The 26,658-nt window shown below is 71.2% G+C and carries 27 protein-coding genes; 14 read left to right on the plus strand and 13 right to left on the minus strand.

Going from position 1 to position 26,658, the window contains the following annotated elements; genetic code table 11:
- Window positions 1–68 precede the first annotated feature (68 nt).
- Window positions 69–1,202, plus strand: coding sequence for an acyl-CoA dehydrogenase family protein (locus tag AW273_RS31720; RefSeq protein WP_062356389.1), 1,134 nt, complete (start codon window positions 69–71; stop codon window positions 1,200–1,202).
- On the opposite strand, the gene AW273_RS31725 is transcribed toward AW273_RS31720, so the two are convergent.
- From AW273_RS31725 to AW273_RS38225, 4 genes are all read right to left on the minus strand, one after another.
- Entirely contained in the window at window positions 1,199–1,777 is a 579-nt protein-coding gene (locus AW273_RS31725) for a PIN domain-containing protein (RefSeq protein ID WP_062356390.1), read from the minus strand. The genes AW273_RS31720 and AW273_RS31725 overlap by 4 nt on opposite strands.
- Window positions 1,778–1,795: 18 nt before the next feature.
- A complete protein-coding gene (locus AW273_RS31730; protein ID WP_062356392.1) occupies window positions 1,796–2,302 on the minus strand; it encodes a helix-turn-helix domain-containing protein in 507 nt (168 codons plus the stop codon).
- Window positions 2,303–2,388: 86 nt separating this feature from the next.
- Window positions 2,389–4,323: a WD40 repeat domain-containing serine/threonine protein kinase gene (locus tag AW273_RS31735; RefSeq protein ID WP_198168461.1), complete on the minus strand. Its 1,935-nt coding sequence runs from the start codon at window positions 4,321–4,323 to the stop codon at window positions 2,389–2,391.
- Between the two features lie 36 nt (window positions 4,324–4,359).
- The gene (locus AW273_RS38225) at window positions 4,360–6,324 is read right to left on the minus strand and encodes an ATP-binding protein (protein WP_062356398.1); all 1,965 of its coding nucleotides are present in this window, start codon (window positions 6,322–6,324) and stop codon (window positions 4,360–4,362) included.
- A 112-nt stretch (window positions 6,325–6,436) separates the two neighbouring features.
- Here AW273_RS38225 and AW273_RS38935 point away from each other — a divergent pair, with 112 nt between their 5' ends.
- From AW273_RS38935 to AW273_RS31760, 4 genes are all read left to right on the plus strand, one after another.
- The gene (locus AW273_RS38935; protein WP_062356401.1) at window positions 6,437–6,823 is read left to right on the plus strand and encodes a rhodanese-like domain-containing protein; all 387 of its coding nucleotides are present in this window, start codon (window positions 6,437–6,439) and stop codon (window positions 6,821–6,823) included.
- A 65-nt stretch (window positions 6,824–6,888) separates the two neighbouring features.
- Window positions 6,889–8,682 (plus strand): tetratricopeptide repeat protein, encoded by a 1,794-nt coding sequence (locus tag AW273_RS31750; RefSeq protein ID WP_062356403.1) that lies wholly within the window; start codon window positions 6,889–6,891, stop codon window positions 8,680–8,682.
- Window positions 8,683–8,692: 10 nt separating this feature from the next.
- On the plus strand, window positions 8,693–9,484 hold the full coding sequence (locus tag AW273_RS31755) for a class I SAM-dependent methyltransferase (RefSeq protein ID WP_062356406.1): 792 nt from the start codon (window positions 8,693–8,695) through the stop codon (window positions 9,482–9,484).
- On the plus strand, window positions 9,484–10,053 hold the full coding sequence (locus AW273_RS31760) for a carboxymuconolactone decarboxylase family protein (protein WP_062356409.1): 570 nt from the start codon (window positions 9,484–9,486) through the stop codon (window positions 10,051–10,053). The genes AW273_RS31755 and AW273_RS31760 overlap by 1 nt, the downstream gene beginning before the upstream one ends.
- Here the strand turns inward: AW273_RS31760 and AW273_RS31765 are convergent.
- The 4 genes from AW273_RS31765 to AW273_RS31780 form a co-directional block, all read right to left on the minus strand.
- Entirely contained in the window at window positions 10,050–11,315 is a 1,266-nt protein-coding gene (locus AW273_RS31765; protein WP_062356412.1) for a condensation domain-containing protein, read from the minus strand. The genes AW273_RS31760 and AW273_RS31765 overlap by 4 nt on opposite strands.
- Entirely contained in the window at window positions 11,312–11,842 is a 531-nt protein-coding gene (locus AW273_RS38230; protein WP_232327701.1) for an acyl carrier protein, read from the minus strand. Before AW273_RS38230 ends, AW273_RS31765 begins: the two co-directional genes overlap by 4 nt.
- The gene (locus AW273_RS38940; RefSeq protein ID WP_232327703.1) at window positions 11,743–12,048 is read right to left on the minus strand and encodes a hypothetical protein; all 306 of its coding nucleotides are present in this window, start codon (window positions 12,046–12,048) and stop codon (window positions 11,743–11,745) included. The genes AW273_RS38230 and AW273_RS38940 overlap by 100 nt, the downstream gene beginning before the upstream one ends.
- 153 nt (window positions 12,049–12,201) lie before the next feature.
- Window positions 12,202–12,810: an acyl-CoA-like ligand-binding transcription factor gene (locus AW273_RS31780; RefSeq protein ID WP_083950204.1), complete on the minus strand. Its 609-nt coding sequence runs from the start codon at window positions 12,808–12,810 to the stop codon at window positions 12,202–12,204.
- A 51-nt stretch (window positions 12,811–12,861) separates the two neighbouring features.
- Between AW273_RS31780 and AW273_RS31785 the strand changes: the two genes are divergently transcribed.
- Window positions 12,862–14,307 (plus strand): MDR family MFS transporter, encoded by a 1,446-nt coding sequence (locus AW273_RS31785; RefSeq protein ID WP_062356417.1) that lies wholly within the window; start codon window positions 12,862–12,864, stop codon window positions 14,305–14,307.
- Between the two features lie 4 nt (window positions 14,308–14,311).
- Here AW273_RS31785 and AW273_RS31790 read toward each other — a convergent pair whose 3' ends face one another.
- Window positions 14,312–15,328, minus strand: a complete 1,017-nt coding sequence (locus AW273_RS31790; RefSeq protein WP_232327695.1) for an NAD-dependent epimerase/dehydratase family protein — start codon at window positions 15,326–15,328, stop codon at window positions 14,312–14,314.
- A gap of 175 nt (window positions 15,329–15,503) precedes the next feature.
- Here AW273_RS31790 and AW273_RS31795 point away from each other — a divergent pair, with 175 nt between their 5' ends.
- From AW273_RS31795 to AW273_RS31825, 7 genes are all read left to right on the plus strand, one after another.
- Window positions 15,504–15,890, plus strand: a complete 387-nt coding sequence (locus tag AW273_RS31795; protein WP_062356424.1) for a YciI family protein — start codon at window positions 15,504–15,506, stop codon at window positions 15,888–15,890.
- Entirely contained in the window at window positions 15,887–17,086 is a 1,200-nt protein-coding gene (locus AW273_RS31800) for an RNA polymerase sigma factor (RefSeq protein ID WP_062356427.1), read from the plus strand. Before AW273_RS31795 ends, AW273_RS31800 begins: the two co-directional genes overlap by 4 nt.
- Before the next feature lie 56 nt (window positions 17,087–17,142).
- Window positions 17,143–17,964 carry an alpha/beta fold hydrolase gene (locus tag AW273_RS31805; RefSeq protein WP_062356429.1) on the plus strand — a complete coding sequence of 274 codons (822 nt, stop codon included), beginning with the start codon at window positions 17,143–17,145 and terminating at the stop codon, window positions 17,962–17,964.
- Window positions 17,957–18,511: a TetR/AcrR family transcriptional regulator gene (locus AW273_RS31810; protein ID WP_062356432.1), complete on the plus strand. Its 555-nt coding sequence runs from the start codon at window positions 17,957–17,959 to the stop codon at window positions 18,509–18,511. The genes AW273_RS31805 and AW273_RS31810 overlap by 8 nt, the downstream gene beginning before the upstream one ends.
- Before the next feature lie 12 nt (window positions 18,512–18,523).
- Window positions 18,524–19,246, plus strand: a complete 723-nt coding sequence (locus AW273_RS31815) for a dienelactone hydrolase family protein (RefSeq protein WP_062356435.1) — start codon at window positions 18,524–18,526, stop codon at window positions 19,244–19,246.
- 85 nt (window positions 19,247–19,331) lie between these two features.
- Entirely contained in the window at window positions 19,332–19,862 is a 531-nt protein-coding gene (locus AW273_RS31820; RefSeq protein WP_062356437.1) for an EF-hand domain-containing protein, read from the plus strand.
- Between the two features lie 17 nt (window positions 19,863–19,879).
- Complete coding sequence (locus AW273_RS31825; protein ID WP_062356440.1) at window positions 19,880–20,524, plus strand: pentapeptide repeat-containing protein; 645 nt, start codon at window positions 19,880–19,882, stop codon at window positions 20,522–20,524.
- Here AW273_RS31825 and AW273_RS37615 read toward each other — a convergent pair.
- The 3 genes from AW273_RS37615 to AW273_RS31840 are packed head-to-tail and all read right to left on the minus strand — an operon-like array spanning window position 20,468 to window position 22,977.
- Window positions 20,468–21,331, minus strand: coding sequence for a PrsW family intramembrane metalloprotease (locus tag AW273_RS37615; RefSeq protein ID WP_062356443.1), 864 nt, complete (start codon window positions 21,329–21,331; stop codon window positions 20,468–20,470). The genes AW273_RS31825 and AW273_RS37615 overlap by 57 nt on opposite strands.
- A complete protein-coding gene (locus tag AW273_RS37620; RefSeq protein ID WP_062356444.1) occupies window positions 21,328–21,894 on the minus strand; it encodes a hypothetical protein in 567 nt (188 codons plus the stop codon). The genes AW273_RS37615 and AW273_RS37620 overlap by 4 nt, the downstream gene beginning before the upstream one ends.
- A 42-nt stretch (window positions 21,895–21,936) precedes the next feature.
- Window positions 21,937–22,977: an acetate/propionate family kinase gene (locus AW273_RS31840; RefSeq protein WP_062356447.1), complete on the minus strand. Its 1,041-nt coding sequence runs from the start codon at window positions 22,975–22,977 to the stop codon at window positions 21,937–21,939.
- 40 nt (window positions 22,978–23,017) lie between these two features.
- Here AW273_RS31840 and AW273_RS31845 point away from each other — a divergent pair, with 40 nt between their 5' ends.
- The gene (locus AW273_RS31845; RefSeq protein WP_062356451.1) at window positions 23,018–25,315 is read left to right on the plus strand and encodes a phosphoketolase family protein; all 2,298 of its coding nucleotides are present in this window, start codon (window positions 23,018–23,020) and stop codon (window positions 25,313–25,315) included.
- Here the strand turns inward: AW273_RS31845 and AW273_RS31850 are convergent.
- Window positions 25,312–26,637, minus strand: coding sequence for an MFS transporter (locus tag AW273_RS31850; protein WP_062356454.1), 1,326 nt, complete (start codon window positions 26,635–26,637; stop codon window positions 25,312–25,314). The genes AW273_RS31845 and AW273_RS31850 overlap by 4 nt on opposite strands.
- Window positions 26,638–26,658 lie beyond the last annotated feature (21 nt).

Below are 26,658 nucleotides of genomic sequence, written 5' to 3' on the forward strand. Positions count from 1 at the left end.
CACTGCGAAGGAACTGACGGGCCTCTGAGACCATCGGGGTTACCAACGACCGATGTCAGGAGATCCCTGTGGCCGTCGACCGGCTCCTCCCCACCCCGGAGGCCCGTGACCTGCTCGACCTCACCCGTGATGTGGCAGACAAGGAACTGCTGCCCATCGTGGACCGGCACGAGCGCGCCGAGACCTATCCCGAGGGCCTGTTCGCCACCCTTGGCGCGGCCGGCCTGCTGAGCCTCCCCTATCCGGAGGAGTTCGGCGGCGGTGGCCAGCCCTACGAGGTCTACCTCCAAGTACTCGAAGAACTCGCCGCGCGCTGGGCGGCGGTCGCCGTGGCCGTGAGCGTGCACTCGTTGTCGTGCCATCCGCTGGCGACGTTCGGCACCTCCGAGCAGATCGAACGCTGGTTGCCCGACATGCTCGCCGGCGACCTCGTCGGCGGCTACAGCCTGTCCGAACCCCAGGCCGGCTCCGACGCCGCGGCCCTGACCTGCCGCGCGACCCGCGTCGCCGACGGCTACGAGATCAACGGCGCCAAGGCGTGGATCACCCACGGCGGCCGGGCCGACTTCTACGCCCTGTTCGCCCGGACGGGCGAGCGGTCGATCTCCTGTTTCCTGACTCCAGGCCAGGTCGACGGCCTGACCTTCGGCAAGCCAGAAGAGAAGATGGGCCTGCACGCCGTCCCCACGACGAGCGCCCACTGGGACGGCGCGGTGCTGCCCGCCGACCGGCTGATCGGCGCGGAGGGCCAGGGCCTCCAGATCGCCTTCAGCGCCCTCGACTCGGGCCGGCTCGGCATCGCGGCCTGCGCGACCGGCCTGGCCCAGGCCGCCCTCGACGCGGCGGTCTCCTACGCGAAGGAGCGCACCACCTTCGGCAAGCGCATCATCGACCACCAGGGCCTCGGCTTCCTGCTCGCCGACATGGCCGCGGCCGTCGACTCGGCGAGGGCGACGTACGTCGACGCGGCCCGGCGCAAGGACGCGGGGTTGCCGTTCTCCCGCCAGGCGTCGGTGGCCAAACTCGTGGCGACGGACGCGGCGATGAAGGTGACGACGGACGCGGTCCAGGTGTTCGGGGGATACGGGTACACGCGCGAGTTCCCGGTGGAGAGGTACATGCGCGAGGCGAAGATCATGCAGATCTTCGAGGGCACGAACCAGATCCAGCGCCTGGTCATCGCGAGAGGCCTGGCCCGCTAACCGAGCCGCTTCTGACGGCGAAGCCACGAGCGTACTTCCGAGACGAAGACCGGGACGCCGCAGGTCTCCAGTGAACCGATCACCTCTTCGAGGGTCATCGGCCGATGTGGCGGCCTGCCGGTGGCCGCGGCCTGTTCCGTCAACACGTTGAGGATGACGCCTGGGGCCGCCTCCAGTTCGTACAGCAGGAAGGTGTCCGGATGCTGGGCCTGGACATCCCAGGGTTCGCAGGCGGCCGGCGTGAAGTCGCGGAGGTTGAAGGTGACGATCACGTCGGCGTGCCCGCGGACTGCGGCGGCGAGGACATGCCGATCTTTGACGTGGTTGCCCATCGAGTCTTCGAGCGGTTCCCAGCCCTCGACCATCGCCTCGGGAAACGCGGCCCGTGCAAAAGACAAAGTGCGCTCTACTTTTTGTGCGGAAAGCCCGTTTCGCACCAGAGCTTCCTGCACTTCGGTCAGAATGCGCTCACTCCATAAGGGCTGGTAGACGCCGGCTTCCGCCACTCGCAGAAGAGTGTCGCGCAGGGCGTTCGGATAGAGCACGCATGCGTCAAGCACGGCCGAGAATGGCATCGGACCAGCATATGCCGGTCAGAATTCGCCGGCAGGCTTGTCGTACATGCCCGAACCTACGGATTCCTGGGTCAGTTCATCGAGGAGCCGCCGTCGTTCGGTCCGGCGCTTCTCCTGATATGCCAGGACATCTTCCAGCTTTACCCGCCGATGGGCGCCAGGGCGATCCGTCGCGCGCTGATGGGGAATTTCGCCGCCCTCCAGGAGTTTGACCAGAGTCGGCCGGGAGATTCCCAGGAGTTCGGCGGCCTCGTAGGTCGACATGGTCATGTGCTGGGGCGCCACCGTCACCGCCAGACCCTGCGACAGCGCCTCGGCGACTTGCAGCAGGGCCTCGTACAGCGGGAGCGGCAACGGCAGCCGGGGAGATCCGTCCGGGCCGGTCAGGAGAGCGGGCCTGTCGGCGACGGCACGCCCTCTTCTGTGCAACTCCGCGACAAGGTCGACGATGGCCGCCTGGGTGCGCGGATCCTCTTCTGGCAGGAAGGTTCTGGCGTCCGCGGCGGTCAACGGTGTGTCGCCCATCCGGGTCCTCCCTCACCGCTGGTCCGTGTTCATGGGGACTGTACCCCAAAACGAAACTAACGAAAGCTGGGTCGGCTATTCGGAGATCAGCCGGGTAGCGGGGGCGACAGGTTCCAGACGCGGATCGACTCGTCGCGGCCGCCCGTGATGGCGACCGGTTTTCCGCCGACCGAGCCGAAGGCCGCGCAGTAGACGCGGTCGGTGTGGCCCTCCAGGGGGGCGCCGAGTTCGGCGCCGGTCGCCAGGTCCCAGACGCGGGCGGTCTTGTCCTCGCTCGCGGTGATCGCGATCGGCTTGCCGTCCGACTCGCCCAGGGCCACGCCCCAGACCCAGCTCGTGTGGCCGGTCAGCGGGGTGCCGAGGCTGGTGCGGGTGGTCAGGTCCCAGATGCGGGCGGTCTTGTCCTCGCCGCCCGTCACGGCGATGGGCCTGCCGTCGAGTTCGCCGATCTCGACCGACCTGGCCCAGCCGATGTGGCCGGTCATCGGCTCGCCGAGTTGTCGGCGGGTGGTCAGGTCCCAGACCCGGACCACGCCCTCGTCGCCGGTGCTGACCACGATCGGGACGCCGTTGGCCTCGCCCAGCGCGACCGCCCAGACGGTGCCCGTGGTGCCGGTCATCGGGTCGCCGATCTGCTCGCCGCTGTGCAGGTCCCAGACGCGGACGGTGCCGTCGCTGCCGCCGCTGACCGCGATGGGGTCGCCGTTGAGCGTGCCGATGTCGACGCCCTTGACGTTGCCCTGGTGGCCGAGCATGGGGTTGCTCATCTGGGTGCCGTCGCGGAGGTCCCAGATGCGCAGGGAGCCGTCGTCGGCGGCGGTGACGGCGATCTCGGTGCCGTCGAGCAGGCCGACGGCGACGTCTCTCACCCATTTCTCGTGGCCGGCCATGGCGTACAACTCGGTGCCGGTGTTGAGGTCGACGACGCGGACGGTGTTGTCGTCGCCGCCGCTCACCGACGTCGGCACGCCGTCGATGTCGATGAAGCCGATGCCGCGGACGTCGTTCTCCTGCACGTTCACCGGGCCGCCCACCGGCCGGCCGAAGGTCACCGGGGCGGGGGTGAGCGTGGTGGCCATGCGCGGGCCCCCGCCGGTCACGGTGCCGTTGTCGGGCCAGAGTTGCCAGGTCAGGATCCCGCCGGCCACCACGACCGCCGCGGCGCCGGCCAGCCAGGCCGGTTTCCGGTTCTTGACCGGAGGCGCCAGCGGCATGGTCTCGACCGCGAACTCGTCGCCCGTCAGGGCCTTGACCAGGTCGGGGGCCGTCGGGCGGAGCGCCGGGTTCTTGTTCAGCGCCTGCTCGATCAGCGGCCTGAGGCCGGCGGGCACCCCGTCGAGCTGCGGTTCGCGGTTCATGATGGCGTTGATGAGCTGCGGCACGGTCGTGCCGGGGAAGGCGCGTCTGCCGGTCGCGGCGAAGGCCATCGTGGCCGCCCACGCGAACACGTCGGCGGCGGGGGTGACCTCGCCGTTCTCGATCTGCTCCGGGGCCATGTAGCCGGGGGTGCCGATCGAGCCCGACATCGTCGCGGTGTGGTCGAGGGCGCGGGAGATGCCGAAGTCGATCACGACCGGGCCCTCGGGGCCCATCAGGACGTTGCTCGGCTTGAAGTCGCGGTGCACGATCCCGGCCCGGTGGATCGCCGCCAGCGCGGTCGCGGTCGCCACGGCCAGGCGTTCGAGGCCGCCGCCCGTGCGGGGGCCCTCCTGCTGCACCACGTGGTGGAGGGAGGCGCCGGGCACGAACTCGCTCACGATGTAGGGGCGGTCGCCGAAGACGCCCATGTCGAGCACGCGGGCGGTGCAGAACGGGGCGACCCGCCGGGCCAGCTCGACCTCGCGCAGGAAACGCCGCCGGTGGTCGGCGTCCTTCGACAGTTCGTCGTGGAGGACCTTCAGCGCGACGGGGGTGCCGTCGCGGTCTTCGGCCCGGTAGACCGCGCCCTGGCCGCCGTGTCCGATGCGGTGGAGGATGCGATAGTCGTCGATCGACGCCGGTATGCCAGGCTCCGCGTTCACGACCTCATGATAGGAGCGGTCCACCGAACCGCAGGATCACGATTCGGCCAGCCCGCGCAGGCAGCGGTCGGCGCAGCGCAGATCGCCGATCCGGCGGAACTCGGGGAGCAGCCGGGCATAGTCGTCGCGGGCCTCCTCGGGGTCGCGCAGGGCGGCGCGGAAGACCTGGGCGTGCAGGCGTTCGTGGTCGTTGTCGCTGGCCTCGGCCAGCCGCTCCGCCTCGGTCAGCCAGGCGGCGGCCTCGTCGAGGCGCACCCCCGCGTCGATCGCCCGCAGGGCCATGTGGTTGAGCGCGTTGGCCCGTTTGACCTGGTCGCCGAGGCCGCCGAAGAGGTCGGCCGCCTCCGCGGTGGGGCCGATCGACCCGGCCGCCTGGCCCAGGGCGGTCAGGGCCAGCGCGCGGTGCCACGTGTCGCCGGTCTCCGCGTAGCGGGTCGCCGCGTCTTCGAGATGGGGCAGGGCGGCGGTGGGGTCGGCGTACATGAGACACCAGCCGAGCGCGAGGGCGGTCACGGCTCGGTCGTCGGGCGATTCGGCCAGTTCGGCGGCCCGTCTCGCGAAGGCCAGGGCCTTCGGGACGTCCTGGAAGCAGTGGACGATCGCGGCCGTGGTCAGCGCCGGCACGGTCGCGACCGGGTCGGCGAGCCAGTCGAACAGGTCGGCCCGCGCCCCGATGATCTCCCAGGCGGTGCCGACCCCGGCCAGGAACGGCCAGGGGTCGTCGGTGTGCCTGACGGCCTGACGCAGGTCGGGCCAGTGCCGGTTGAACCAGCGGTGCGCGCGGGCCTGGTCGGCGCCGCGCAGCGCGGCGACCAGCGAGACCGCGGTGGTGAGGTGGTGGTCCGCGTGCCGGTCGCGGGCCTCGGCGGCGTCGTCGCCCAGCCGGGCGGCGGCGAACTGCCGGACGCTGTCGAGCAGCCGGTAACGCGTCGTCTCGCCGGCCCGGCGGCGCGACACCAGCGAGCGGTCGAGCAGCCGGGGAAGCAGCCGGGACATCGCCGGGCGGTCGAGCGGCTCGTAGGCGAGCACGTCGGCGGCGGTGTCGTGGTCGAACTCGCCGGGGAACACCGAGAGCCGGGCCAGCAGCAGCCGCTCGTCGGCGTGCAGCAGGTCGTAGCTCCAGCGCAGCGCCTCTTCGAGGGTGCGGTGGCGGCCGACCGGGCCGTCGGTGAGCAGGGTGAACCTGCTGTCGAGCAGACCGACGAGCTCGGCGGGGGTGAACGCGCGCACCCGGGCGGCGGCCAGTTCCAGCGCCAGCGGCAGGCCGTCGAGGCGGCGGCAGATGCGCGCCACGTCACGGGCGTTGTCGTCGGTGACCGCGAACCCCGGCGAGGAGGACGCGGCCCGGTCGGCGAACAACCGGGCCGACGCGGCCGACAGGACCTCCTCCGGCCGCGACGACTCGGGCGGCACCGGCAGCGGCGCGATCTCACAGACCCGTTCACCCGGCACGCCCAACGGCCCGTGTGACGTGGCCAGCACCCGGACGCCGGACCCGCTCCGCAGGAGACCGGTGAGCAGCGGCGCCACCTGGACGTGCTCGCAGTTGTCCACCACCAGCGTCCGCCCGGCCGCCCCGCGCAGCACGTCGCCGAAGGCGGCCGCCACGTCGTCGCCGGGCGCGAGCGGGGCCAGGTCGACCAGCACCGCCTGCGGCAGCGTGGCCGCCACGTGCAGGGCGAGCCGGGTCTTGCCCGTGCCGGCCGGGCCGGTGAGCGTGACCAGCCGATGGGCCGCCAGCAACTCGGCGACCAGCGGAATCTCCGACTCGCGGCCGACGAACGACGACAACGCCGCCGGAAGGTCGCGGCGGCGCAGCCGTTCGGCGTGCGCGACCAGGGCCAGCCGGTTCTCGCCGCCGAGTTTGCGCAGCAGCGCCGACACGTGGCTCTCCACGGTCCGTTCCGAGAGGTGGAGGCGGCGGGCGATCTCGCGGTTCTGCAGGCGCTCCCCGACGAGCCGGAGGATCTCCCGCTCGCGTGGGGTCGGCTCCGTGGTCATACGCCCGAGTATCTCCGTACTGACCACGGATGTGCGGGCGGATGCGACCGCACACGCTGGTTCACACGGCATCCGCGAACAGTCGGGCGCACACCACGAAGGGGGAGGACAGATGAGTGAGTCCGTGCAGGACCTGATCGCCCAGGCACGCGCGCAGATCGACAATCTGCCGGTCGACGAGGTCGCCAAGGCGGTCGAGGGCGGCGGCGTCACGCTGGTCGACCTGCGGGAGCCGGGCGAGGTCGAGCAGGAGGGCACCATCCCGGGGGCCGTCCTCGCTCCCAGGGGGATGCTCGAGTTCTACGCCGACCCGGCCAGCCCGTACCACCGCGCCGAGTTCGACCCGGCCGGGACCGTGATCCTGTTCTGCGCCTCGGGCGGCCGGTCGGCGCTGGCCGCCCGGACGCTCCAGTCGCTCGGCTACCGGGACGTAGCCCACCTCGACGGCGGGTTGAAGGCCTGGAAGGACGCCGGCCGTCCGACCACCCGCCAGAACTGAAAGTGGATCTGGGCCGATGCCGGTCATCGATGTTCAACTGATCGAAGCGGGGAGGGAGCGGGGTCATGGTGTCGATCCGGCTGCTCGGGCCGCCGGTCGTCGAGATCGGCGGCCGAGCGGCGAAGCCGCCGCGCGGCCGGAAGGCGTGGGCCCTGCTCGCCTATCTGCTGCTGGCCGAACGGCCGCCCAGCCGCAGACGCGTCGCCGAGCTGCTGTTCGGCGACGCCGACGACCCGCTCGGGGCGCTGCGCTGGACGTTGGCCGAACTGCGCCGCTCGCTGGGCCTCAGGGAGGCCCTCTCGGGTGACCCGGTTCGCACCGACTTCGGGGCGGACGTCACGGTCGACGTGCACGTCCTCCTCGACCAGGACGCCGATCCGGCGCCGCTGCTCGAACTCGGGGGAGAGCTGCTGGAGGGTGTGCACCTCGCGTCCTCCCTTGAGTTCGAGTCCTGGCTCCTGGTGGCCCGCCACCGGGTCTCGGGGATGATCGAGGCCCGGCTCCGGCAGGCCGCCGCCCGGCTGCTCGCGGCCGGCCGGGCGAAAGAGGCGGTGCCGTACGCCGCCGGAGCGGTCGAGCACAACCCGCTCGACGAGGGCAACCACGAACTGCTGGTACGCAGCCTCACCATGGCCGGCGACCGGCCCGCCGCGCTGAAGCAGGTCGCCGTGTGCGAAGACCTGATGCGGCGCGAACTGGGCGTGCGGACGTCCCCCGCCCTGCGGGAGGCGGCCACGGTCGGCTCCGGCTCGGCGATGTTGCCGCCGCTCAGCGGCCGGGCCGCCGCGATCGGCCAGCTCGACGCGGGCCGGGCCGCGATCACGGCCGGGGCCGTGGCGGCCGGCGTCCAGTGTCTGCGCACGGCGGTCGCCGAGGCCTCCCGGACGGGGGACGCGGCGCTGAAGGCGCGGGCCTACTGCGCGCTCGGCAGCGCCCTGGTCCACGCCGTGCAGGGGCGGGACGAGGAGGGTTCGCTGGCGCTGCACGAGGCGATCCTGCACGCGGTCGCCTCGGGCGACCGGTCGGTCGCGGTGACCGCCCACCGGGAACTCGGCTTCGTCGAGGTCAAGGCGGGCCGGCGGACGGCCGCGACCATGTGGCTGACCAGGGCCGCCGCGATGGCGCAGACCGACGCCGAGATGGCGGCGATCTGCGGGGTGCTCGGCCAGAACACCTCCGACCAGGGCGACTACCGGGCCGCGATCGGGCATCTGGAGGAGTCGATCGAGCGGGCCGCCCGCTGCGGCGACCACAAACAGCACGCGTGGTCGTTGTCGATCCTCGGACGTGTGCACCTGATGCGCGACGAACGCTCCCAGGCGCACACGGTGCTCCGGCGTTCGCTGGAGCTGACCGAGGAGCAGCGCTGGATGGCGTTCCTGCCCTGGCCGACCGCGCTGCACGCCGAGATCGACCTGCGCATGGGCGACGTCGAGGCCGCCGCCGACGCCCTCGAACGGGCGTGGGTGCTGGCCTGCCAGGTCGAGGACCCGTGCTGGGAGGGGACCGCCGCGCGGGGGCTCGGTCTGCTCAGCCGCGACCGGGGCGACCACGCCGCCGCCTTGCGCTGGTTCGGCCAGGCGACCGACAGTTGCAACCGGCTGCCCGACCGCTACCAGTGGGTGCACGCCAACGTGCTCGACGCGACGATCGCCTGTGCGCTCGACGTCGGCGACACCCGGCGGGCCCGCCCGCTCGTGACCACGCTCGGGTCCCTGGCGGCCCGATGCGACATGCGCGAATGGGTCGTCCGCGCCCATCTGCACAACGCCCGTCTCGGTGACCGGACGGCGCTCGCCTCCGCGCGGATGCTCGGGACGGGGATCGACAACCCCGCTCTCGCCGCGCTGCTTCGTTAGGAAAAGGGAAATGTACGATTCGACGGCATGGACGCTGGTCGACGAGGGGTGGGGCCGCCGCGCGGTCGACTTCGCGACGCTCAGCGAACCGGGCAACTGCCGAGAATACGTCGCCATGCACCAGCATCTGGGCATCGGCGAGGGCGACCGGATACTCGACGTCGCGTGCGGCGCGGGGCTGGCCCTGGAACTGGCCGCCCTCCGGGGCGCATGGGGCGCGGGCATCGACGCCTCGGCCCGGCTGGTCGCGGTGGCCCGCGACCGCAACCCCGGCGCGGACGTCCGCGTCGGCGACATGCACGACCTGCCCTGGGACGACGCGTCGTTCGACGTGGTGACCAGCTTCCGCGGGGTCTGGGGTACCACGCCGCTCGCCCTGCGGGAGATCCACCGGGTGCTGAGGCCCGGCGGCCGGGTGGGGCTGACCGTGTGGGGGCACATCAAGAAGTCCCCCGGCGCGTGGGCGCTGGAGCCGTTCCGGCTGGCCGCCCCGCCGAAGGTCGACAACCAGCGGAACATGGTCGCCCTCGGGCGTCCGGGGGCCGGTGAGCGGTTGCTGGAGACGTTCGGGTTCACCGGCGTCCGGCGGGTGACGGTGCCGTTCGTGTGGGAGTTCGCCGACCCGGCGACCTACGCGCGGGCGCTGGCGTCGACCGGGCCGGCGTACGAGGCGATCCAGCACGTCGGCGAGGACGTGTTCGCCGCCGCCGCGATCGAGGGGGCCGGAGAACGGCTGCGCGCGGGGCTGCCGCTCCGCGCGAACGTCGACGTGGTCGGTTACCTGGCCCGGAAGGAGGGGTGATGAGCAGCTTCCTGGCCGACGTGGAGGCCGACCCGGCGGAGGCCGAGGTCGATCTCCAGGAGCTCGGGTACGTCATGAACGCCACCCGCCTCTGGGGCTACCGGCCCGAGGTGGCCGAGGGCATCTTCGGCCTGGCCCGCGAGGTCACGCGCGGGATGCCGCTGCGACTGCGGGGCATCATGGTGGCCGCCTGCGCGGCCGCCTACGGGAACTCCTACTGCGCGTTGGCGTGGGGCAACAAGCTCGCGGCCTGGTCAGACCAGGAGACGGCGGTGTCGGTGCTCACGGGCGCCGACGCCGACCTGACCGAGGCCGAGCGCGCCGTGGCCGCGTGGACCCGCAAGGTCACCCGGCGCCCCCACGCGACCACCGAGGCCGACGTCGAGGAGCTGCGGGCCGCCGGGTTCACCGACGCGCAGATCTTCGACATCACGACGTTCGTCGCGCTCCGGATCGCCTTCTCCACCGTCAACGACGCGCTCGGCCTGCGCCCGGACGCGCAGTTGCGGACCACGACACCCGAGGGCATCCTCGCGGCGGTCGACTTCGGCCGCCCGATCGCCGACTAGACCGCCCCGACCAGCCGGGCCTCGACGCTGCGCAACATCCGCTCCGCCGTGGTCCGGGGGAGGTAGGCGGTGTCGACGATGACGCTCAGCCGGCCGGTGCCGGCGTCGGCGCCGACCGTGAAGAACACCTTGAACCGCACCCCCGGCCAGGCGTTCTCCGTGTACGTCCTGGTGTTCGCCACCGACAGGTCGGCGTCGGGCGGCAGGGCGGGCCAGCCGGGGGCGGCCCGGCGGTCGTTGAAGAAGGCGTCCAGGTCGTGCCCGCCGGCCTTCTCCCGCATCGCCGTCATCGCGACCGGGTCGTAGTGGGCGTTGCGGTAGGCCTGGAGGGCGGCCCGATGGGTGGTGCGGCAGAACCCGGGGAAGTCGGGCTCCAGCAGGTCGAGGACGATCAGGGCGTCCTGGCCGACCGTGCCGACCATCTCCCGGGTCCTGGCGTCGCGGCGGTTGTTGTGCACGAGCTGCATGACCACCCGCGACCGCGCGCTGACCTCGCCCAGCACCCCGGCGCAGGCGGCCAGGACGACGCTGGTCGAGCTGACCGCGAGCCGGTTCGACAACCGGGTGGCGGCCACCGCCAGCGCGGGCGACTCCATGATGACCTCGATGAACCGGGGGTCCTCGGGTTCGCCCGGCGGATGGTCGAAGACGTCGAGCGGGACGTCGGCGAGCACGTCGCGCCAGTAGGCGATCGACCGCGCCGACCGGGCCTGCCAGGCGTCGGAGGCCTCCAGCGTGGCCTGGTCGCGGGGTTGCCACGCCACCGGCGGCAGCGCGGCCCCCTTCAGCAGGGCCTTCCACTCCACGGCCAGCAGGGCGAGGGCGTGGTAGTCGACCGACAGGTGGGTGAAGACGCAGGCCAGCGCGAACGGGCGGCCGTCCTTGAGCACGACCGCGCAGCGCAGCGGCCATTCCGCGCCGTGGTCGAAGACGATGTGTGCCATCTCCCCGGCCACCCGCCCGGCCACCTGGAGCCCGCGTTCCGGCCCCGCCTCGACCAGCTCGATCTCCAGCACGCCGTCGCGGGAGATCCGCTGGCCGGCGTCGGAGAAGGTGGTCCGCAGGGTCTCGTGCCGTTCGATCAGCACCCGCAGCGCGTCGAGCACGGTGGACAGATCCCGCCGGCCGTAGACCGGGAACACGAACGGGCAGTTCAGGTAGTTCTGGCTGGGGCCCATCAGGTGCACGGCCCGCCACATCAGCCGCTGGCCCCAGGTCAGCGGCGCCTCTCCCTCGGTGGCGCCGGTGAACTCGATCTTCATTTCAGCGCCGCGACGAGGGTGTCGACGTCCTCGAACGACGGCAGGTCACCGCTGAGGTCGATCTCCAGGCCGAAGACGTCCTCGATGGTGTCGATCAGGCTGATCCTGGCCAGCGACGTCAGCCCGAGCGCCGACAGCGTGTGCCGCCCGGCCAGCACCTCGTCGGGGCTGATCACGCCGCCGGACGCGTCCGCGATCATGCCTGCCAGCCGGACCCTGAGCTCCTCCGTCATGCCATCTCCAGATTGAGCAAGTTCCTTGTCGGTACGTCCAACTCCAGCGTTCACCACCTTGCCGAGGTGGTTCTTGGGCAACTCGGCGACGAACACGAGACGGCCGGGCAGTTCGTGTGGCGCCAGCCGGTCGAGCAGGAACGTGCGCGGTTCGGCGGGCGTCACCGGGGCGCGGGTCACCACGGCCGCCCCGGTCACCCGGCCGAGCACCGTGTGCGGCAGCCCGGCGACGGACGCCTCGGCGACCGCCGGGTGTTCGTGCAGGGCCGCCTCGACCTGCGGCGTTCGACCCAGTCGCGCTCTCCGAAGACCAGCGCCACCGGGTCGCCGGGCGACAACCCGCGCTCGACGAGTGACCGGGCGGTGGCGTCGGCTCGCCGATCCCATTCACCGAACGTGATCTCTCCGACGTCGGCCACCACGATCGCCGTCTTCCCGGCCTGCTCGGCGGCCCGGAGCGCGAGCAGGTCGGGAAGCGTGAGGTGTCGGTCAACCCGCACGGCCACCACCGTTTCGAAATATTTCGAGCCACCATGAACCCGGTCAGGGGGCACGGAAAGTGACAGCTTGCCCAGGCAGGACAAGCAGTGAAATTTCTCGTATCGGCAGGATAGGCAACGCTAGCGGGAAACGACAGAGAAATGTTTGAGACGTTACTCCGAAACTTTCAGCCGTCCGCCCCGGGTGAAGTCTTCGCCCACCTCCGAGAGGCTGGCCTGGAGGACCTCGCCCAGGGGGCGCGACTCGCGCTCGTCGAGCCACACCACCATCGCCACGCGCAGCGCCGCCAGGAAGGCCGCCGCCATGACGCGTGGGCGCAGCGTGTGGTCGTCGAGGTCCTCGCGGGCGGCGACCTCGACGGCGATCTCCTGTTCCAGCAGGGACTGATTGGCCAGTTGGCGGGCGAGCAGGGCCGGGTGGCGGCGGGCCAGCCGGGTGCGCGTCGCCCAGGCGCGGTCGGCCTCCTTGCCCTGGGCCGCGTAGAGCTCGGCGGAGGCCCGGCAGAGCGCGGGCCAGGCGCGTTCGCCGGCCGGGCGGCGGCGGATGCGTTCGACGAGGTCCTGGATGCGCTGCTCCTCGCCGTAGAGGACCGCGTCCTCCTTGCCGGCGAAGTAGTTGGAGAACGTCCGCCGGGAGATGTTGGCGGCGTCGGCGATGGCCTCGACGGTCACCGCGTCGAAGCCCAGCTCCACGGTCAGCCGCAGCGCGGCCTCGTGGACCGCCTGCCGGGTCTCGGCCTTCTTCCGCTCTCTCAGTCCCACAGGGGGCACCCTACTGGGCGGGCAAATTTGCGCAATGGGTAAAGTTGCCGTGTGAGCAAAAATTCCCGCCAAGTCCTGGAGGCGCTCAGCGGCCTCCTGCTCGTGCTGTTCGTCGCGATGATCTCCAGCACGATCGTCTCGGTCGCGCTCCCGCAGATCATCACCGCGCTGAAGGGCACCCAGTCGCAGTACACCTGGGTCGTCACCGCCTCTCTGCTGACCGCGACGGCGACCACCCCGATCTGGGGGCGCCTCGCCGACCTCTACAACAAGAAGACGCTCCTGCAGATCGCCGTCGGCCTGTTCCTCGTCGGCTCGCTGGCCTGCGGCTTCGCGCAGAACACCGCGCAGCTCATCGGCTTCCGGGCGGTGCAGGGCCTCGGCATGGGCGCGCTCCAGGTGCTGGTCCAGGTGATCATCGCGGCGATGATCCCGCCGAAGGAGCGCGGCAAGTACAACGGCTACCTGGGCGGCGTGATGGCCGTGGCCACCGTCGGCGGCCCGCTGCTGGGCGGCGTCATCGCCGACACCTCGTGGCTCGGCTGGCGCTGGTGCTTCTGGATCGCCGTGCCGTTCTGCGTGGTCGCCTGGGCCCTGCTGTTCAAGACCCTCAAGGTGGAGACCGTCCGCCGCGACGTGACCGTCGACTACGCCGGGGCGGGCCTCATCGCGGCCGGCGTCAGCGTGCTGCTCGTCTGGATCACCTTCGTCGGCAACTCGTTCGACTGGATCTCCTGGCAGACCGCCGCCATGGTCGGCGGCTCGGTCGTCCTGCTCGGCCTGGCCACCTATGTGGAGTCGCGGGTCAAGGACCCGGTCGTCCCGCTGCACGTCATCAAGCAGCGCACCCCCGCCCTGGCCATCCTCGCCAGCCTCGCGGTCGGCATGGCCATGTTCGGCGGCGCGGTCTTCCTCGGGCAGTACTACCAGGTCGGCCGCGGCTTCACGCCCACCGAGGCCGGGCTGATGACGATCCCGATGATGGCCGGCGTGCTGCTCTCCTCGGCGATCTCGGGCCAGATCATCTCCCGCACCGGCCGGGTCCGCCCGTGGATCATCTCGGGCGCGGTCATCCTCACCGTCGGCTTCCTCGGCCTCTCCCGGATCGACCACACCACCTCGATCTGGTGGATCATCCCGGCGATGGTCCTGGTGGGCGCCGGAGTCGGCATGTCCATGCAGAACCTCGTGCTGGCCCTGCAGAACACCGTCGCCCTGCACGACCTGGGCGCCGCCAGCGGCGCGATCACCTTCTTCCGCTCCCTCGGCGGCACCATCGGGGTCTCGGTCCTGGGCGCGATCCTGGCCGACCAGGTCGCCGAGAACGCCGTGCGGAACCCCCTCCCGGTGGCCTTCGCCGACGCGACCGGCCACATCTTCCTCGTCTCGGCCGCCATCGCCGCCCTCGGCGTCGTCGCGACGTTGTTCTTCCGCCCGGCCCCGCTGCGCGAGACCGTGGAGAAGGAGGATGCCCCGGTTCCGGCCGGAGTGAGCTGACCTCTCAGGGGCGCTGCCCCACGCCCGTCGCCACTTCGCGGACGCGTCCCTCCAGGCCCGTCTCCGGCTTGAGCGGTGCGGTGCCCGCGCCCGCGCCCTCGCGAAGCCCCGCCAGGAAGGCGACGATCGCCTCCTGGGAGTCATGACGCGGCGTCCAGCCCAGCTCCTCGCGGGCCCGCGAGGTGTCCATGACCGGGATGTGCAGGGCGATGTCCAGCATGCCCGGCATGGTCGGGATCAACCGCAGCCGCCAGGCCGCCGAGACCGCGATGCGGGCCAGCCCGACGGGCACCGGCACCAGTCGGGCGTCGAGCAGTTCGGCCAGCATGGGCATGTCGAGCACCGGCTCACTGGCGATGTTGAACGCGCCGCGCACCGGCCGGGTCGCCGCCAGGCGGTAAGCCTGTGCCGCGTCGTCGGTGTGCAGGATCTGCAGCTTGAGTCCCGGGATGTCGGGGACCAGCGGGATCCGGCCAGGCCGGGGGGCGAACGGGCCGACGAACAGCCGGCGCTGCTGGGTGGCGGCCTCGCGCTTGAAGATGAACCCGGGGCGCATCCGGACCACCCGGATGCCGGAGTGGTCGCGTTCGAAGACGTCCAGGACCCGCTCCAGGTACGCCTTCTCGCGGCCGTAGGGCGCTCCCGGCCAGCCGTGGGTGGGCCAGCTCTCGTCGACGAGACCGCCGGGCGAGTAGGCGCCGACGGAGGAGGCGTACACGAGCGCGGGCACGCCGGCCTCGGCCACGGCGTTGAAGACCCGGATCCCGCCGATGACGTTGTTGCGCCAGGTCAGGATCGGGTCGCGCATGGGCTGGAAGAGCCAGGCGAGGTGGATGACCACGTCGGCCCCCGCGAAGATCTCCACCAGGTCGTCGGTGGAGATGTCCGCCGCCCGGAAGGCGGTCTTCCGTCCCGTCGATCCGGGCGGCCGACGGGCCACCCCCACGATCGAGGTGACCTCGGGATCCGATTCCAGCGCCGCGAGGACACTCGTGCCGACGTTCCCGGTCGCTCCAACCACGATTACTCGCATATCGGGCGAAATGCCCCAAGGTATGCGCCCGAAACTAGACCTCCGCCGTTGACGCCTCACCCACGAGCTCAGACCCTCGAACTCCCCGTATTTTGGCGTTCGGGACGTGTCCGGCGGGAGTCCCCGGCTCCGACGTACCAGGTGAGCGAAGGGAGAACAGATCATGAAATACATGATCATGCTGTACGGCTCACAGCGTGACTTCGACGCCATGGCGACCGGCGGCCCCGAAGTGGCCGAGATGCACGCGTTCATGGAGAAGTGGAACAACGACCTGGTCGAGTCGGGCGAGTTCGTCGACGCGAAGGGCCTGTCGGCGCCCGTCCACACGCGCCGCGTCTCGATGAAGGGCGGAGTCCCGGTCGTCACCGAGGGCCCCTACCCGGAGACCCAGGAGGTCCTGGTCGGCTACACGATCGTCGAGTGCGCCGGCTTCGACCGCGCCACCGAGATCGCCGCCCGGTTGGCCCACACGCCCGGCCAGGAGGCCGAGGGGCAGTACGTCGACGTGCGGCCGATCATGGAACACCTCGACGACATGTTCGAATGACGGACCGATCCGGCGTGGAGGACCTGCTGCGCGAGCACGCGCCGCAGGTCCTCGCCGCGCTGGTGCGCCGGTACGGCCACTTCGACACGGCCGAGGACGCCGTCCAGGAGGCGCTCCTGGCCGCCGCCACCCAGTGGCCGGTCGACGGGGTGCCCGCCGACCCGAAGGCGTGGCTGATCACCGTCGCCGCGCGCCGCCTGACCGACCTGCTGCGCAGCCAGCGGGCCCGCCGGGAGCGCGAGGAGGCGGTGGCCCGCTGGACCCCCGTACCGGCCGACCCGCCCGCCGCCGGAGACGACACGCTGGTGCTGCTGTTCATGTGCTGCCACCCGGCGCTGTCCCCGGCCTCGCAGATCGCTTTGACCCTGCGCGCCGTCGGCGGCCTGACCACGGCGGAGATCGCCCGCGCCTTCCTGGTGCCCGAGGGGACCATGACCCGGCGCATCACCCGGGCCAAGCGGACCGTCAAGGAGAGCGGCCAGCCCTTCGGCCTGCCCCGCGACCGCGCCGACCGTCTGGGCGTCGTCCTGCACGTGCTCTACCTGATCTTCAACGAGGGCTACGCGACCACCTCGGGCCCGGACCTCCAGCGCGTCGAACTGGCCCGCGAGGCGATCAGGCTGACCCGCATGCTCCGCCGGACCCTGCCGCACGACGGCGAGGTGGCGGGCCTGCTGGCCCTCATGCTGCTCACCGACGCCCGCCGCGCCGCCCGCACCGGCCCCGGCGGCGCACTGATCCCGATGGACGAACAGAACCGCGCCCTCTGGGACCGCGCGCAGATCGCCGAAGGCGTCGCCCTGCTCGAAGAGGCCCTCCCGCGCGGCGAACCGGGCCCCTACCAACTCCAGGCCGCCGTCGCGGCCCTCCACGACGAGGCCCCGACGCCCGCGCAGACCGACTGGCCCCAGATCCGCGCCCTGTACGACGTCCTCTACGAGCTCACCCCCACTCCGGTCGTGGCCCTGAACCGGGTGGTGGCCCTGGCCATGAGCGAGGGGCCGGTCGCCGGCCTGGCGGCCCTGGAGGCGATCTCACCGGTCGACCACCGGGTGATCGGCGTGCGGGCCCACCTGCTGGAGCTGACGGGCGACCTCCCGGCGGCGCGGAAGGCCTATCTCGAAGCCGCGGAGGCGTCGACGAGCCTGCCGCGGCAGCGCTACCTCCAGAGCAGGGCCGCCCGGTTGTCCGGCTGAGGGCGCTGCCGGCACCCGCCTTGACAGCGAAGGCTAATAGCATTAGCTTTTAAGCTATGAGTATTAGCTACTTGGCGCGCGAGGGCGGCCGGATCGCCTACGAGATCGACGGCGACGGCCCCCTCGTCGTCCTGGCCCACGGGATGGGCGACAGCCGCAAGGCCTTCCGGTTCCTCGCGCCGAAGCTGGTCGCGGCCGGTTACCGGGTCGCCTCCGTCGACCTGCGCGGCCACGGCGACTCGTCCACCGCGTGGGCCTCCTACACGCGTACCGACACCGCGAACGACCTCGTCGCGCTGATCAGGGAGCTCGGCGGCCCGGCCGTCGTCGTGGGCCACTCGTTCGCCGGCGGATCGGCGACGATCGCGGCCGTCGACGCGCCCGAACTGGTCACCGCCGTCGTGCTGGTCGGGCCGTTCACGCGGGCACAGAAGATGGACTTCGGGGCGCTGCTGCGCAACGGCCACCACCGGCGCGGGATCATGCTGCTGATGGCGACCGCCGCCCTGCGCAGCACGAAGATGTGGAAGAAGTACCTCGACCACGCCTACCCGGGCCCCAAGCCCGCCGACTGGCCGGCCTACCTGACCGCTCTGGAGACCACGCTGCACATGGACGTCGTGGCGAAGATGGGCATGAACCCGCCGGTCGACGCCGGTGCGAAGCTGCCCCTGCTCAAGGCCCCGGCGCTCGTCGTGATGGGCGACCGCGACCCCGACTGGGGCGACCCCAGGGCCGAGGCCGAGGGCATCGTCGCCGCGACGCCGGCGGGGGCCGTGGCGATGATCCCGGGCGCCGGGCACTACCCCCACGCCCAGTTCCCCGACCAGGTCGCCGAGGTCGTGCTGCCGTTCCTCGCGGAGCACACACATGGCTAGGGCGGGTCTGACGCCCGAGATCGTCGTCGACCTCGCCATGGCGATCATCGACGAGCACGGCCCGGCCGCCGTCACCCTGTCGGCGGTCGCGGCGCGGGCGGGAGTGGCCACGCCCTCGCTCTACAAGCACGTGCGCAGCCTGGCCGAACTCACCGAACTGGTGTCGATCAGGGTGATGGACCAGCTCGCCGACCGCGGCTTCGCCGCCGTCGCCGGCCGGTCGGGCGAAGACGCCCTGCGGGCCTACGCCGACGCCTGGCGGGGCTACGTGAAAGACCACCCGGGGCGCTACGCCGCCATGATCCAGACCGCGTCGCCGGAGTTGTCGAAGGCCGGCCAGAAGCTCATCGACATCACGCTGGCCGCGCTGCGGTCGTACGGGCTCGAAGGCGAGCAGGCCATCCACGCCACCCGGGCCTTCCGCGCCGCCGTCCACGGGTTCGTCACCATCGAGGCGGTGGGCGGTTTCGGTCTCCCGTACGCCATCGACGAGAGTTACCACCGGCTGATCGGGATGGTGATCGGGGGCCTGCCGAAACCGGTGTGACAGGATCGGCCCATGTGTCACAGCACCGACAGCAGGCCACCCGCGCCGCCGGTGGCCGGGGCGGTCGCCTCTCATGAGCAGACCACGCTGACCAGCGAAGACGGCACCCGCTTCCTGGCCTACCGGGCCGAACCCGCCGAGCCCAACGGCCGATCGGTGATCATCCTGCCGGACATCCGCGGCCTTCACCCCTATTACCGGGACCTGGCCGTCAGGTTCGCCGAGGCGGGTTTCCACACCATCGCGATCGACTATTTCGGCCGCACCGCGGAAACCGACGATCGGGGCGAAGGCTTCGAGTGGCAGCCCCACGTCGCCCAGGTCACCCCGGAACAGGTCGACATGGACGTCGCCGCCGCACGGGCCGAATTGCCCGCGCCGGTGTTCACCGTGGGCTTCTGCTTCGGCGGCTCCCACTCGTGGCGGCTGGGCGCCCACGGCAGCGGCCTGGCCGGCGCGGTCGGCTTCTACGGCACCATCCGCCGCGTCGGCGAGGTGCCGGCCACACCCGGCGCCCCGGTCCTGCTGCTGCGCGGCGGCGCCGACACGGCGTCGACCCCCGAGGAGTTCGACGGCTTCACCGCCGCCCTCGACGCCGCGGGCACACCCAACAGGTCTGTCATTTATGACGGCGCCCCCCACTCGTTCTTCGACCGTTCGTTCGCCGAATGGGCCGAGGCCTGCGACGACGCGTGGCGGCAGATCATGGACTTCACGACGGTTCACTCCCAGTAAGAGAACTGTCACTGAGGGTGTCATCGTGGCCACTCGCCCGGGTTGGTGACCATCAAGGTCCCCCACCCGTGAAAGGAGTGGCCCGATGGCTACCAAGTTCCAGCACCGCAAGATCACCGGCGTCTTCCGCGCGATGGACGTCGACGGCGACGGCTACCTGACCGAGTCCGACTTCGAGGCGCTGGCGAGCCGGTGGGCGGCGATCCAGGGCCAGCCGAAGGGCCGCATCTACGCGATCATGATGAACTGGTGGGCCACCCTCCTCACGGCCGACCGCGACGGCGACGACCGGGTCACCCTCGACGACGTGATGCTGATCGTCGACCGGCTCAACGAGATGCCCCACGCGATGGCCACCACGGCCCTGTCGATGTTCGACGCGGTCGACGTGAACGGCGACGGCCTGATCTCGGCTCGGGAGTACAACCAGCTCATCGAGGGGTGGACGGGCGCGCCGACCGACACCGACGACATCTTCGACGAGCTCGACGGCGACGGCGACGGCTACCTGTCCCGCACCGAGTTCGGGGAGTTGTGGGCGGAGTTCTGGTCGGGCGACGACCAGCGGGCGTCGGGGTCGCTGGTGTTCGGGCGGATCGACGTGCCGGCGCGCTGAGTTGCGACAATGGCGCGATGCCGCGCGAACTCGAAGACCTCCCCTACGCCCCCTACCTCGAACCCCTGACCGGCGGTCTCGAACGAGAGGGCGACTACGACGGCGTCCACCTCCGTGACGCCACGTTCGACGACGTCAACACGGTCGGCGCCCGGTTCATGGAGTCGGCGGTCCAGCAGGTCACGATCAACGACAGCCGCATGGACCGGAGCCGCTACAACGACGTCTGGTTCCACACCGTCCGGTGGATCGGGGTGAACCTCGCCGAGACCGACTGGTTCGACGTCGAGGTCGTCTCCAGCGCCATGTCGGGCGTGCCGATGTTCGGCTCGAAGGTCCACCAGGTGACCTTCCACAACTGCAAGCTCGACTCGGTCAACCTGCGGTCGGCCACGCTGCGGAACGTCACGTTCGAAGACTGCCTGCTGCGCGAGGTCGACTTCGCCGGGGCGACCCTCAAGGAGGTGTCGTTCCCCGGGTCGGAGCTGGAGGACCTCCGGTTCGACAAGGCCCAGCTCACCAAGGTCGACTTCCGGGGGGCGCGCAGCCTCGGCATCGCCGGCGGTCTGGAGTCGCTGCGCGGCGCGACGATCTCGATGAGCCAGCTATTCGACCTGGCGCCACGAATGGCTCACTCGCTGGGCATCTCCGTACGCGATTGACCGGCGGTCCATGTGCCGGGCCGCGATGAACACCACGATCGCGACGACCAGCAGCGGGATCCCCTTGGCGAACGTCGAGTCGGCGAGCAGGGGCGAGTCCCACCAGGCGTGCATCAGCATGGCCAGGATCCAGGCCGAGACGGCGACCGTCACGCGTGCGGCGAGGGTCCGGTCGGTGCGCGCGATGGCGTAGCCGAGGCCGGCTCCGGCGACCGCGGTCATCGCCCAGTGGCTCCACCAGGCCGAATACACCAGCCGGGCGAACAGGGAGCTCATCGTGTCGCCGCTCTGCTGGATGCCGCCGGTCGCGATGATGGTGTTGAAGACGTACAGGAGGTCTTCGACGATCTGGAAGGCCAGGCCGATGATCGCGCCGTAGCCGAATCCGGCCAGCGCGCCCGACATGACCCAGGGCGCGATCAGCGCGATCAGGGCCACTCCGGCCAGTTTCGCGGTCTCCTCGTCGAGGGGCGCGACGATGGCGTCGGCCCAGCGGTCGGCGAAGAGGAGGCTGGTGGTCTTGGCGATGATGGCGCTGAACGCCGTGTTGGCCAGGAACGCGACGCCGAAGGCGGCCAGGCCGCCCCAGGCCAGGGCCATCCACGAATAGCCGATCGGCGCCGCGCGGAGCGGGCGGATGCGGGTGAACAGCCAGAACGCGGCCAGGAGAACCGGTACCAGCACGCACAGGGCGATCAGGGTGCCGATCGTGAACACCCGGGCCTGCGGGACCAGCGTCGTCCAGACCAGCAGGGTGCCCGTGACGACGCCGAGCAGCCAGACCCAGAAGGCCGGGCGGCCGGTCACTGCGGGGCTCCGGCGAACTGGATCGAGGAGATCATCTGGGTGATGTCGTCGCTGTGGGAGGCGATGGCGGCCGGGTCGCCGGCCACCAGGACGCTCGCGCCCTGCTCGGGGGCGGCGAAGACGGCCTGGGTGCCGACGCGGTCGTCCACGGTGATCACGCCGGCCAGGCCGGGCACCCCCTGAGTGGTCGAGATCGGCATGGGGTCTTGGGCCTTCACCGGCAGGCCCTGCGCCTGGAAGATGAGGTGCTGGCCGGTCCAGAGCTCCTGCGGGGTGGCGGCCTCGACGTCGATGACCCCGAGCTGGACGGTCGCCCCGCCGCTGACCAGCGACACCGACTCCGACAACGACGACGCGCCCTCGTCGAGCGACCATCCGGCGGGCACGAGCATGGAGACGGGGCGTGAGCCGCCGTCGAACTCCTGGCCGACCTCGATGACCGTGCCCGCTCTGAGGGGCACCGCGTCGTCGGCGACGACGGCGTTGGCCAGCGGCAGGCCGATGGCCAGGATTGCGAGTATCACCAGGATCGCGATCGATCCGGGCCATCCGGTGCGCGACATGAGACCCCTAAAGACCAGGGGGGATCCTCGACTCATAACCGGCTACGTCAGAACAAAACCTGCTTCGCGGGCGAGCTGGAGCTCTTCCCGGGTCTCGACCACCAGGACCGGCACCCCGTCGGTGCTGATCAGGCCGTCGTCGGTACGGTTGCCGCCCACCGGCTCCCGCACCCCCAGCAGGCCCAGGCGGCGGCAGACACCCGCGCGGACCTCGGGCTGGTCCCACCCGATCTCGCCGGTGAAGACGAGGGCGTCGAGGCGGTCGAGAGAGGTCGCGCTGGCGGCGATCTCGCGGGCCACGCGGTGACAGTAGACGTCGAGGGTGAACGTGTCGCCCGCTTTGACCAGGTCGCGGGTGTCGCCGGAGAACCCGTCCGAGAGGCCCAGCAGCCCGGAGTGCCGCTCCAGCCCGTCGCGCAGCTCGGCGAGGGTGAGCCGCCCGTCGAGGAGCCAGAGCAGCATGCCGGGGTCGACGCTGCCCGACCGTTTGCTCATCGGGACACCCTCCAGGGGCGTGAAGCCCATCGAGGTGTCCAAAGACCGTCCGTCGCGCACGGCGCAGACGGACGCGCCGCCGCCCAGGTGACACATGACGAGCCGGCACGCCCCGACCAGCTCGCCGGCCCGCCGGAGCGCGTGCGCGTAGGAGAGGCCGTGGAAGCCGTATCGGCGCAGGCCGAAACGGGCCCGCCAGTCGGCGGGCAGCGGATAGGTCCAGGCCACCTCGGGCATGCCGGCGTGGAAGGCGGTGTCGGGGCAGAGCACCTGCGGAACGTCGGGCAGGGCCTCCAGCGACGCCGTGATCAGCTTCAGCGCGGGCGGCAGGTGCAGCGGGGCGAGGTCGGAGATCTCCGTGAGGCGGTCGACCAGCTCCCGCGTGGCCCGTACGGGCTGCCGCACGATCGGCCCGCCGTGCACCAGCCGGTGGGCGATCGCGTCGGGCCTCTCGTCGAGGAACTCCAGGAGCGCGTCGGCCGAGGTCGGAGCCTGTTCCACGTGGTGCTTGGCGAGCACTTCGCCGTCCGAGGTGACGAGGTGGAGCTGCAGACTCGATGAACCGGCGTTGACCGTCAGAACTCTCACAACGAGGACACTTCCCCGCGAAGCCGGGTAGAGACCCCGAATGGACGCACTGCAGCAGGTCTCCGCGTACTGGCGTGCCGCCAACTATCTCTCGGCAGGGCAGATCTATCTGCTGGACAACCCCCTGCTGACCGAGCCGCTGCGTCCGGAGCACATCAAACCGCGTCTGCTGGGCCACTGGGGCACCACGCCGGGCCTCAACTTCGTCTTCGCCCACCTGAACCGGATCATCACCGAGCGCGACCAGGACATGATCTACATCGCCGGCCCGGGGCACGGCGGCCCGGCGACGGTGGCGCACGCGTGGCTGGAGGGCACCTACAGCGAGCTCTACCCCGACGTCTCCCAGGACGCCGCCGGCATGCGCCGCCTGTTCCGCCAGTTCTCCTTCCCCGGCGGCATCCCCAGCCACGCCGCCCCCGAGACGCCCGGGTCGATCCACGAGGGCGGCGAGCTGGGCTACTCGCTGGCGCACGCGTACGGCGCCGCGTTCGACAATCCCGACCTGGTCGTGGCCTGCGTGATCGGCGACGGCGAGGCCGAGACCGGGCCGCTGGCCGGAAGCTGGCACTCGAACAAGTTCCGGCACCCCCGCAAGGACGGGGTCGTGCTGCCGATCCTCCACCTCAACGGCTACAAGATCGCCAACCCGGCCTTCCTGGCCCGGATCCCCCCGGCCGAGCTCGCCAAGCTGATGGAGGGCTACGGCTACCGCCCCTACGTCGTCGAGGGCGACGACCCCGACGAGGTGCACCCGATGATGGCGAGCACCCTCGACGCGGTCTTCGACGAGATCGCGACCCGCCCGCGACACCTCCCGATGATCATCCTCAGGACCCCGAAGGGGTGGACGGGCCCCAAGAAGGTCGACGGCAAGCCCGTCGAGGGCACGTGGCGGGCCCATCAGGTGCCGCTCCCGGAGGTCCGCACCAACGACGAACACCGGGAGCAGTTCCGGGAGTGGATGTTGTCGTACCGGCCGGAGGAACTGTTCGACGAGTCGGGCCGGCCTCGCCCCGAGGTCGTCGGGCTGGTGCCGAAGGGCACGCGGAGGATGAGCGCCAACCCGCACGCCAACGGCGGGGAACTGCTCCGGCCGCTCGTGCTGCCCGACTTCCGCGACTACGCCGTGGCGGTCGAGCGGCCCGGCACCAAGTCGGCCTCGCCCACGCAGGTGCTCGGCACCTTCCTGCGCGACGTCATCGCCCGCAACCCACGCTCGTTCCGGCTGATGGGCCCCGACGAGACCGCCTCCAACCGCCTCCAAGCGGTCTTCGAGGCGACCGGGAAGGAGTGGCAGGCGGCGATGTTCCCGACCGACGAGCACCTCCAGCCGGGCGGGCGGGTCATGGAGGTGTTGTCGGAGCACCTGTGCCAGGGCTGGCTGGAGGGGTATCTGCTGACCGGCCGGCACGGCCTGTTCAACTGCTACGAGGCGTTCATCCACATCGTCGACGCGATGTTCAACCAGCACGCCAAGTGGCTCGACACCGCGCGCGAGATCCCGTGGCGGCGGCCGGTGGCCTCGCTCAACTACCTGCTCTCGTCGCACGTCTGGCGGCAGGACCACAACGGGTTCACCCACCAGGATCCGGGCTTCCTCGACGTCGTGCTGAACAAGAAGGCGAGCGTCGTGCGGGTCTACCTGCCGCCGGACGCCAACACGCTGCTCTCGGTCGCCGACCACTGTCTCCGGTCGCGGGACTACGTCAACGTGATCGTCGCCGGGAAGCAGCCGGTCCTGCACCTGTTCGGTCGCGAGGAGGCCGTCACCCACTGCACCCGCGGTCTCGGCATCATCGAGTGGGCCTCCAACGACGCCGGGCAGGAGCCCGACGTGGTGCTGGCCTGCGCGGGCGACGTGCCGACGCTGGAGACCCTCGCCGCCGCCTCGCTGCTCCGGGAGAAACTGCCCGACCTGCGGGTACGCGTCATCAACGTCGTCGACCTGATGCGCCTCCAGCCGCCGGCCGAGCACCCGCACGGCCTGCCCGACGCCGAGTTCGACGCCCTGTTCACCACCGACCGGCCGGTGATCTTCAACTTCCACGGCTACCCCTGGCTGATTCACCGGCTGACCTACAAACGGCACGGCCACGACAACTTCCACGTGCGCGGCTACCGCGAGGAGGGCACCACCACGACCCCGTTCGACATGGCCATGCTCAACGGCATCGACCGGTTCCACCTGGTCAGAGACGTGATCGACCGGGTGGAGGGGCTGGCGGTCCGGTACGCCGCCCTGCGCCAGGAGATGACCGACGCGCGGCTGCGGGCGCGTGCGTACACCCGTGAACACGGGGAGGACGCGCCCGAGATCCGCGACTGGACCTTCTAGGCGAAGACGGTCTCCGGCTTGCCGGCCCTCGCCGCGACCAGCACCCCGGCCAGGGCCGCTCCCACCACGGGGATGAACAGGGCGGCGTGCAGCGACCCGGTCGCGTAGACGGCGGTGGCGGCCGAGATCCCGAGGGCCATGCCGAACTGGGTGCACGTGTAGAGCAGGCCCCCGGCCAGGCCGTGCTCCCGGTCGGCGACCCCGTCGGTCGCCGCGATCGTGTAGGGCCCGTAGGCCAGCGCGAACGCCACCCCGACCAGCAGCAGCGCGGGCAGCATGGCCAGCGCGGCCCGGTCGACGCCCGTGGGCAGGAACAGCAGGTAGGCCACCGCCCCGACGGCCGCGCCCGCGAAGATCACCCGGACCGTGCCGTACTTCCTGATCAGCCATGGGGTGACCGTCGGCCCCAGGATGGCGTCGACCCCCATCGTCGCCATGATCAGCCCGGTCTCCAGCGTCGACCAGCCGCGCTCCTCCTGCAGATGCAGGGTGACCAGGAACTGGAACGCCGAGAAGGAGGCCATGAACAGGATCGCGCTGACATTGGTGCGGGCGATCGTGCCGGTCTTCAGCAGGCCGAGGCGGAGCAGCGGGTGTTCGGCCCGGCGTTCGATGGCGACGAAGGCCGCGACCAGCCCGAATCCGGCGGCGAAGATCGGCACCGCCCACAGGTCGGGCTGCTCCAGCCGGACCACCCCGTAGATGAGCAGCAACATCGCGCCGGTCACGGTGAACGCCCCGGCCAGGTCGAAGCGGCCCCCGGCGCGTTCACCGTTGTCGCGGATCAGCGGGACCGCCGCCGCGAGCAGCAGCGAGGCGAAGATGACCGGCGCGAAGAACACCCACCGCCAGCCGAACGTGGTCAGCACGCCCCCGGCGACCATGCCGAGCGAGTATCCGGCGCCGCCGACCGCGCCGTAGATGACCAGGGCCCGGTTCCGTAACGTGCCCTCGGCGAAGTTGTTGGTGATCAGCGACAGCCCGGCCGGCGCGATGAAGGCCGCCGCCACCCCCGTGACGAACCGCGCCAGCAGCAACATCCATCCCTCGGTGGCCAGCCCGCCCAGCCCGCTGAAGACGACGAAGATCCCCAGCCAGAGCAGGAACATCCGCCGCCGGCCCAGCATGTCGGCGGCCCGCCCGCCCAGCAGGATGAACCCGCCGAACCCGAGCACGTAGGCCGACACCACCCCGCTCAGGACCCCCGTCGACAATCCGAGATCGGCTCTGATGGCCGGAAGGGCGACGTTCAGCAGAGCGACGTCGACGCCTTCCATGAAAATCGTTCCGCACAACACGAAAAGCACGCCCCACGTGCGCATGTGCAGCCCCCTGAGTCGGTT

This window comes from Herbidospora yilanensis (genome assembly GCF_001570565.1).
Lineage (GTDB): Bacteria > Actinomycetota > Actinomycetes > Streptosporangiales > Streptosporangiaceae > Herbidospora > Herbidospora yilanensis.

Coding starts and splice junctions, on each gene's coding strand:
- AW273_RS31750 (WP_062356403.1), top strand. CDS start 6,889: ATGGTGTCGATCCGGCTGCTCGGGCCGCCGGTCGTCGAGATCGGCGGC.
- AW273_RS31755 (WP_062356406.1), top strand. CDS start 8,693: ATGTACGATTCGACGGCATGGACGCTGGTCGACGAGGGGTGGGGCCGC.
- AW273_RS38935 (WP_062356401.1), top strand. CDS start 6,437: ATGAGTGAGTCCGTGCAGGACCTGATCGCCCAGGCACGCGCGCAGATC.
- AW273_RS31820 (WP_062356437.1), top strand. CDS start 19,332: ATGGCTACCAAGTTCCAGCACCGCAAGATCACCGGCGTCTTCCGCGCG.
- AW273_RS31800 (WP_062356427.1), top strand. CDS start 15,887: ATGACGGACCGATCCGGCGTGGAGGACCTGCTGCGCGAGCACGCGCCG.
- AW273_RS31850 (WP_062356454.1), bottom strand. CDS start 26,637: ATGCGCACGTGGGGCGTGCTTTTCGTGTTGTGCGGAACGATTTTCATG.
- AW273_RS31730 (WP_062356392.1), bottom strand. CDS start 2,302: ATGGGCGACACACCGTTGACCGCCGCGGACGCCAGAACCTTCCTGCCA.
- AW273_RS31825 (WP_062356440.1), top strand. CDS start 19,880: ATGCCGCGCGAACTCGAAGACCTCCCCTACGCCCCCTACCTCGAACCC.
- AW273_RS31845 (WP_062356451.1), top strand. CDS start 23,018: ATGGACGCACTGCAGCAGGTCTCCGCGTACTGGCGTGCCGCCAACTAT.
- AW273_RS37620 (WP_062356444.1), bottom strand. CDS start 21,894: ATGTCGCGCACCGGATGGCCCGGATCGATCGCGATCCTGGTGATACTC.
- AW273_RS31815 (WP_062356435.1), top strand. CDS start 18,524: ATGTGTCACAGCACCGACAGCAGGCCACCCGCGCCGCCGGTGGCCGGG.
- AW273_RS31760 (WP_062356409.1), top strand. CDS start 9,484: ATGAGCAGCTTCCTGGCCGACGTGGAGGCCGACCCGGCGGAGGCCGAG.
- AW273_RS31765 (WP_062356412.1), bottom strand. CDS start 11,315: ATGAAGATCGAGTTCACCGGCGCCACCGAGGGAGAGGCGCCGCTGACC.
- AW273_RS31795 (WP_062356424.1), top strand. CDS start 15,504: ATGAAATACATGATCATGCTGTACGGCTCACAGCGTGACTTCGACGCC.
- AW273_RS31725 (WP_062356390.1), bottom strand. CDS start 1,777: ATGCCATTCTCGGCCGTGCTTGACGCATGCGTGCTCTATCCGAACGCC.
- AW273_RS31810 (WP_062356432.1), top strand. CDS start 17,957: ATGGCTAGGGCGGGTCTGACGCCCGAGATCGTCGTCGACCTCGCCATG.
- AW273_RS31805 (WP_062356429.1), top strand. CDS start 17,143: ATGAGTATTAGCTACTTGGCGCGCGAGGGCGGCCGGATCGCCTACGAG.
- AW273_RS38225 (WP_062356398.1), bottom strand. CDS start 6,324: ATGACCACGGAGCCGACCCCACGCGAGCGGGAGATCCTCCGGCTCGTC.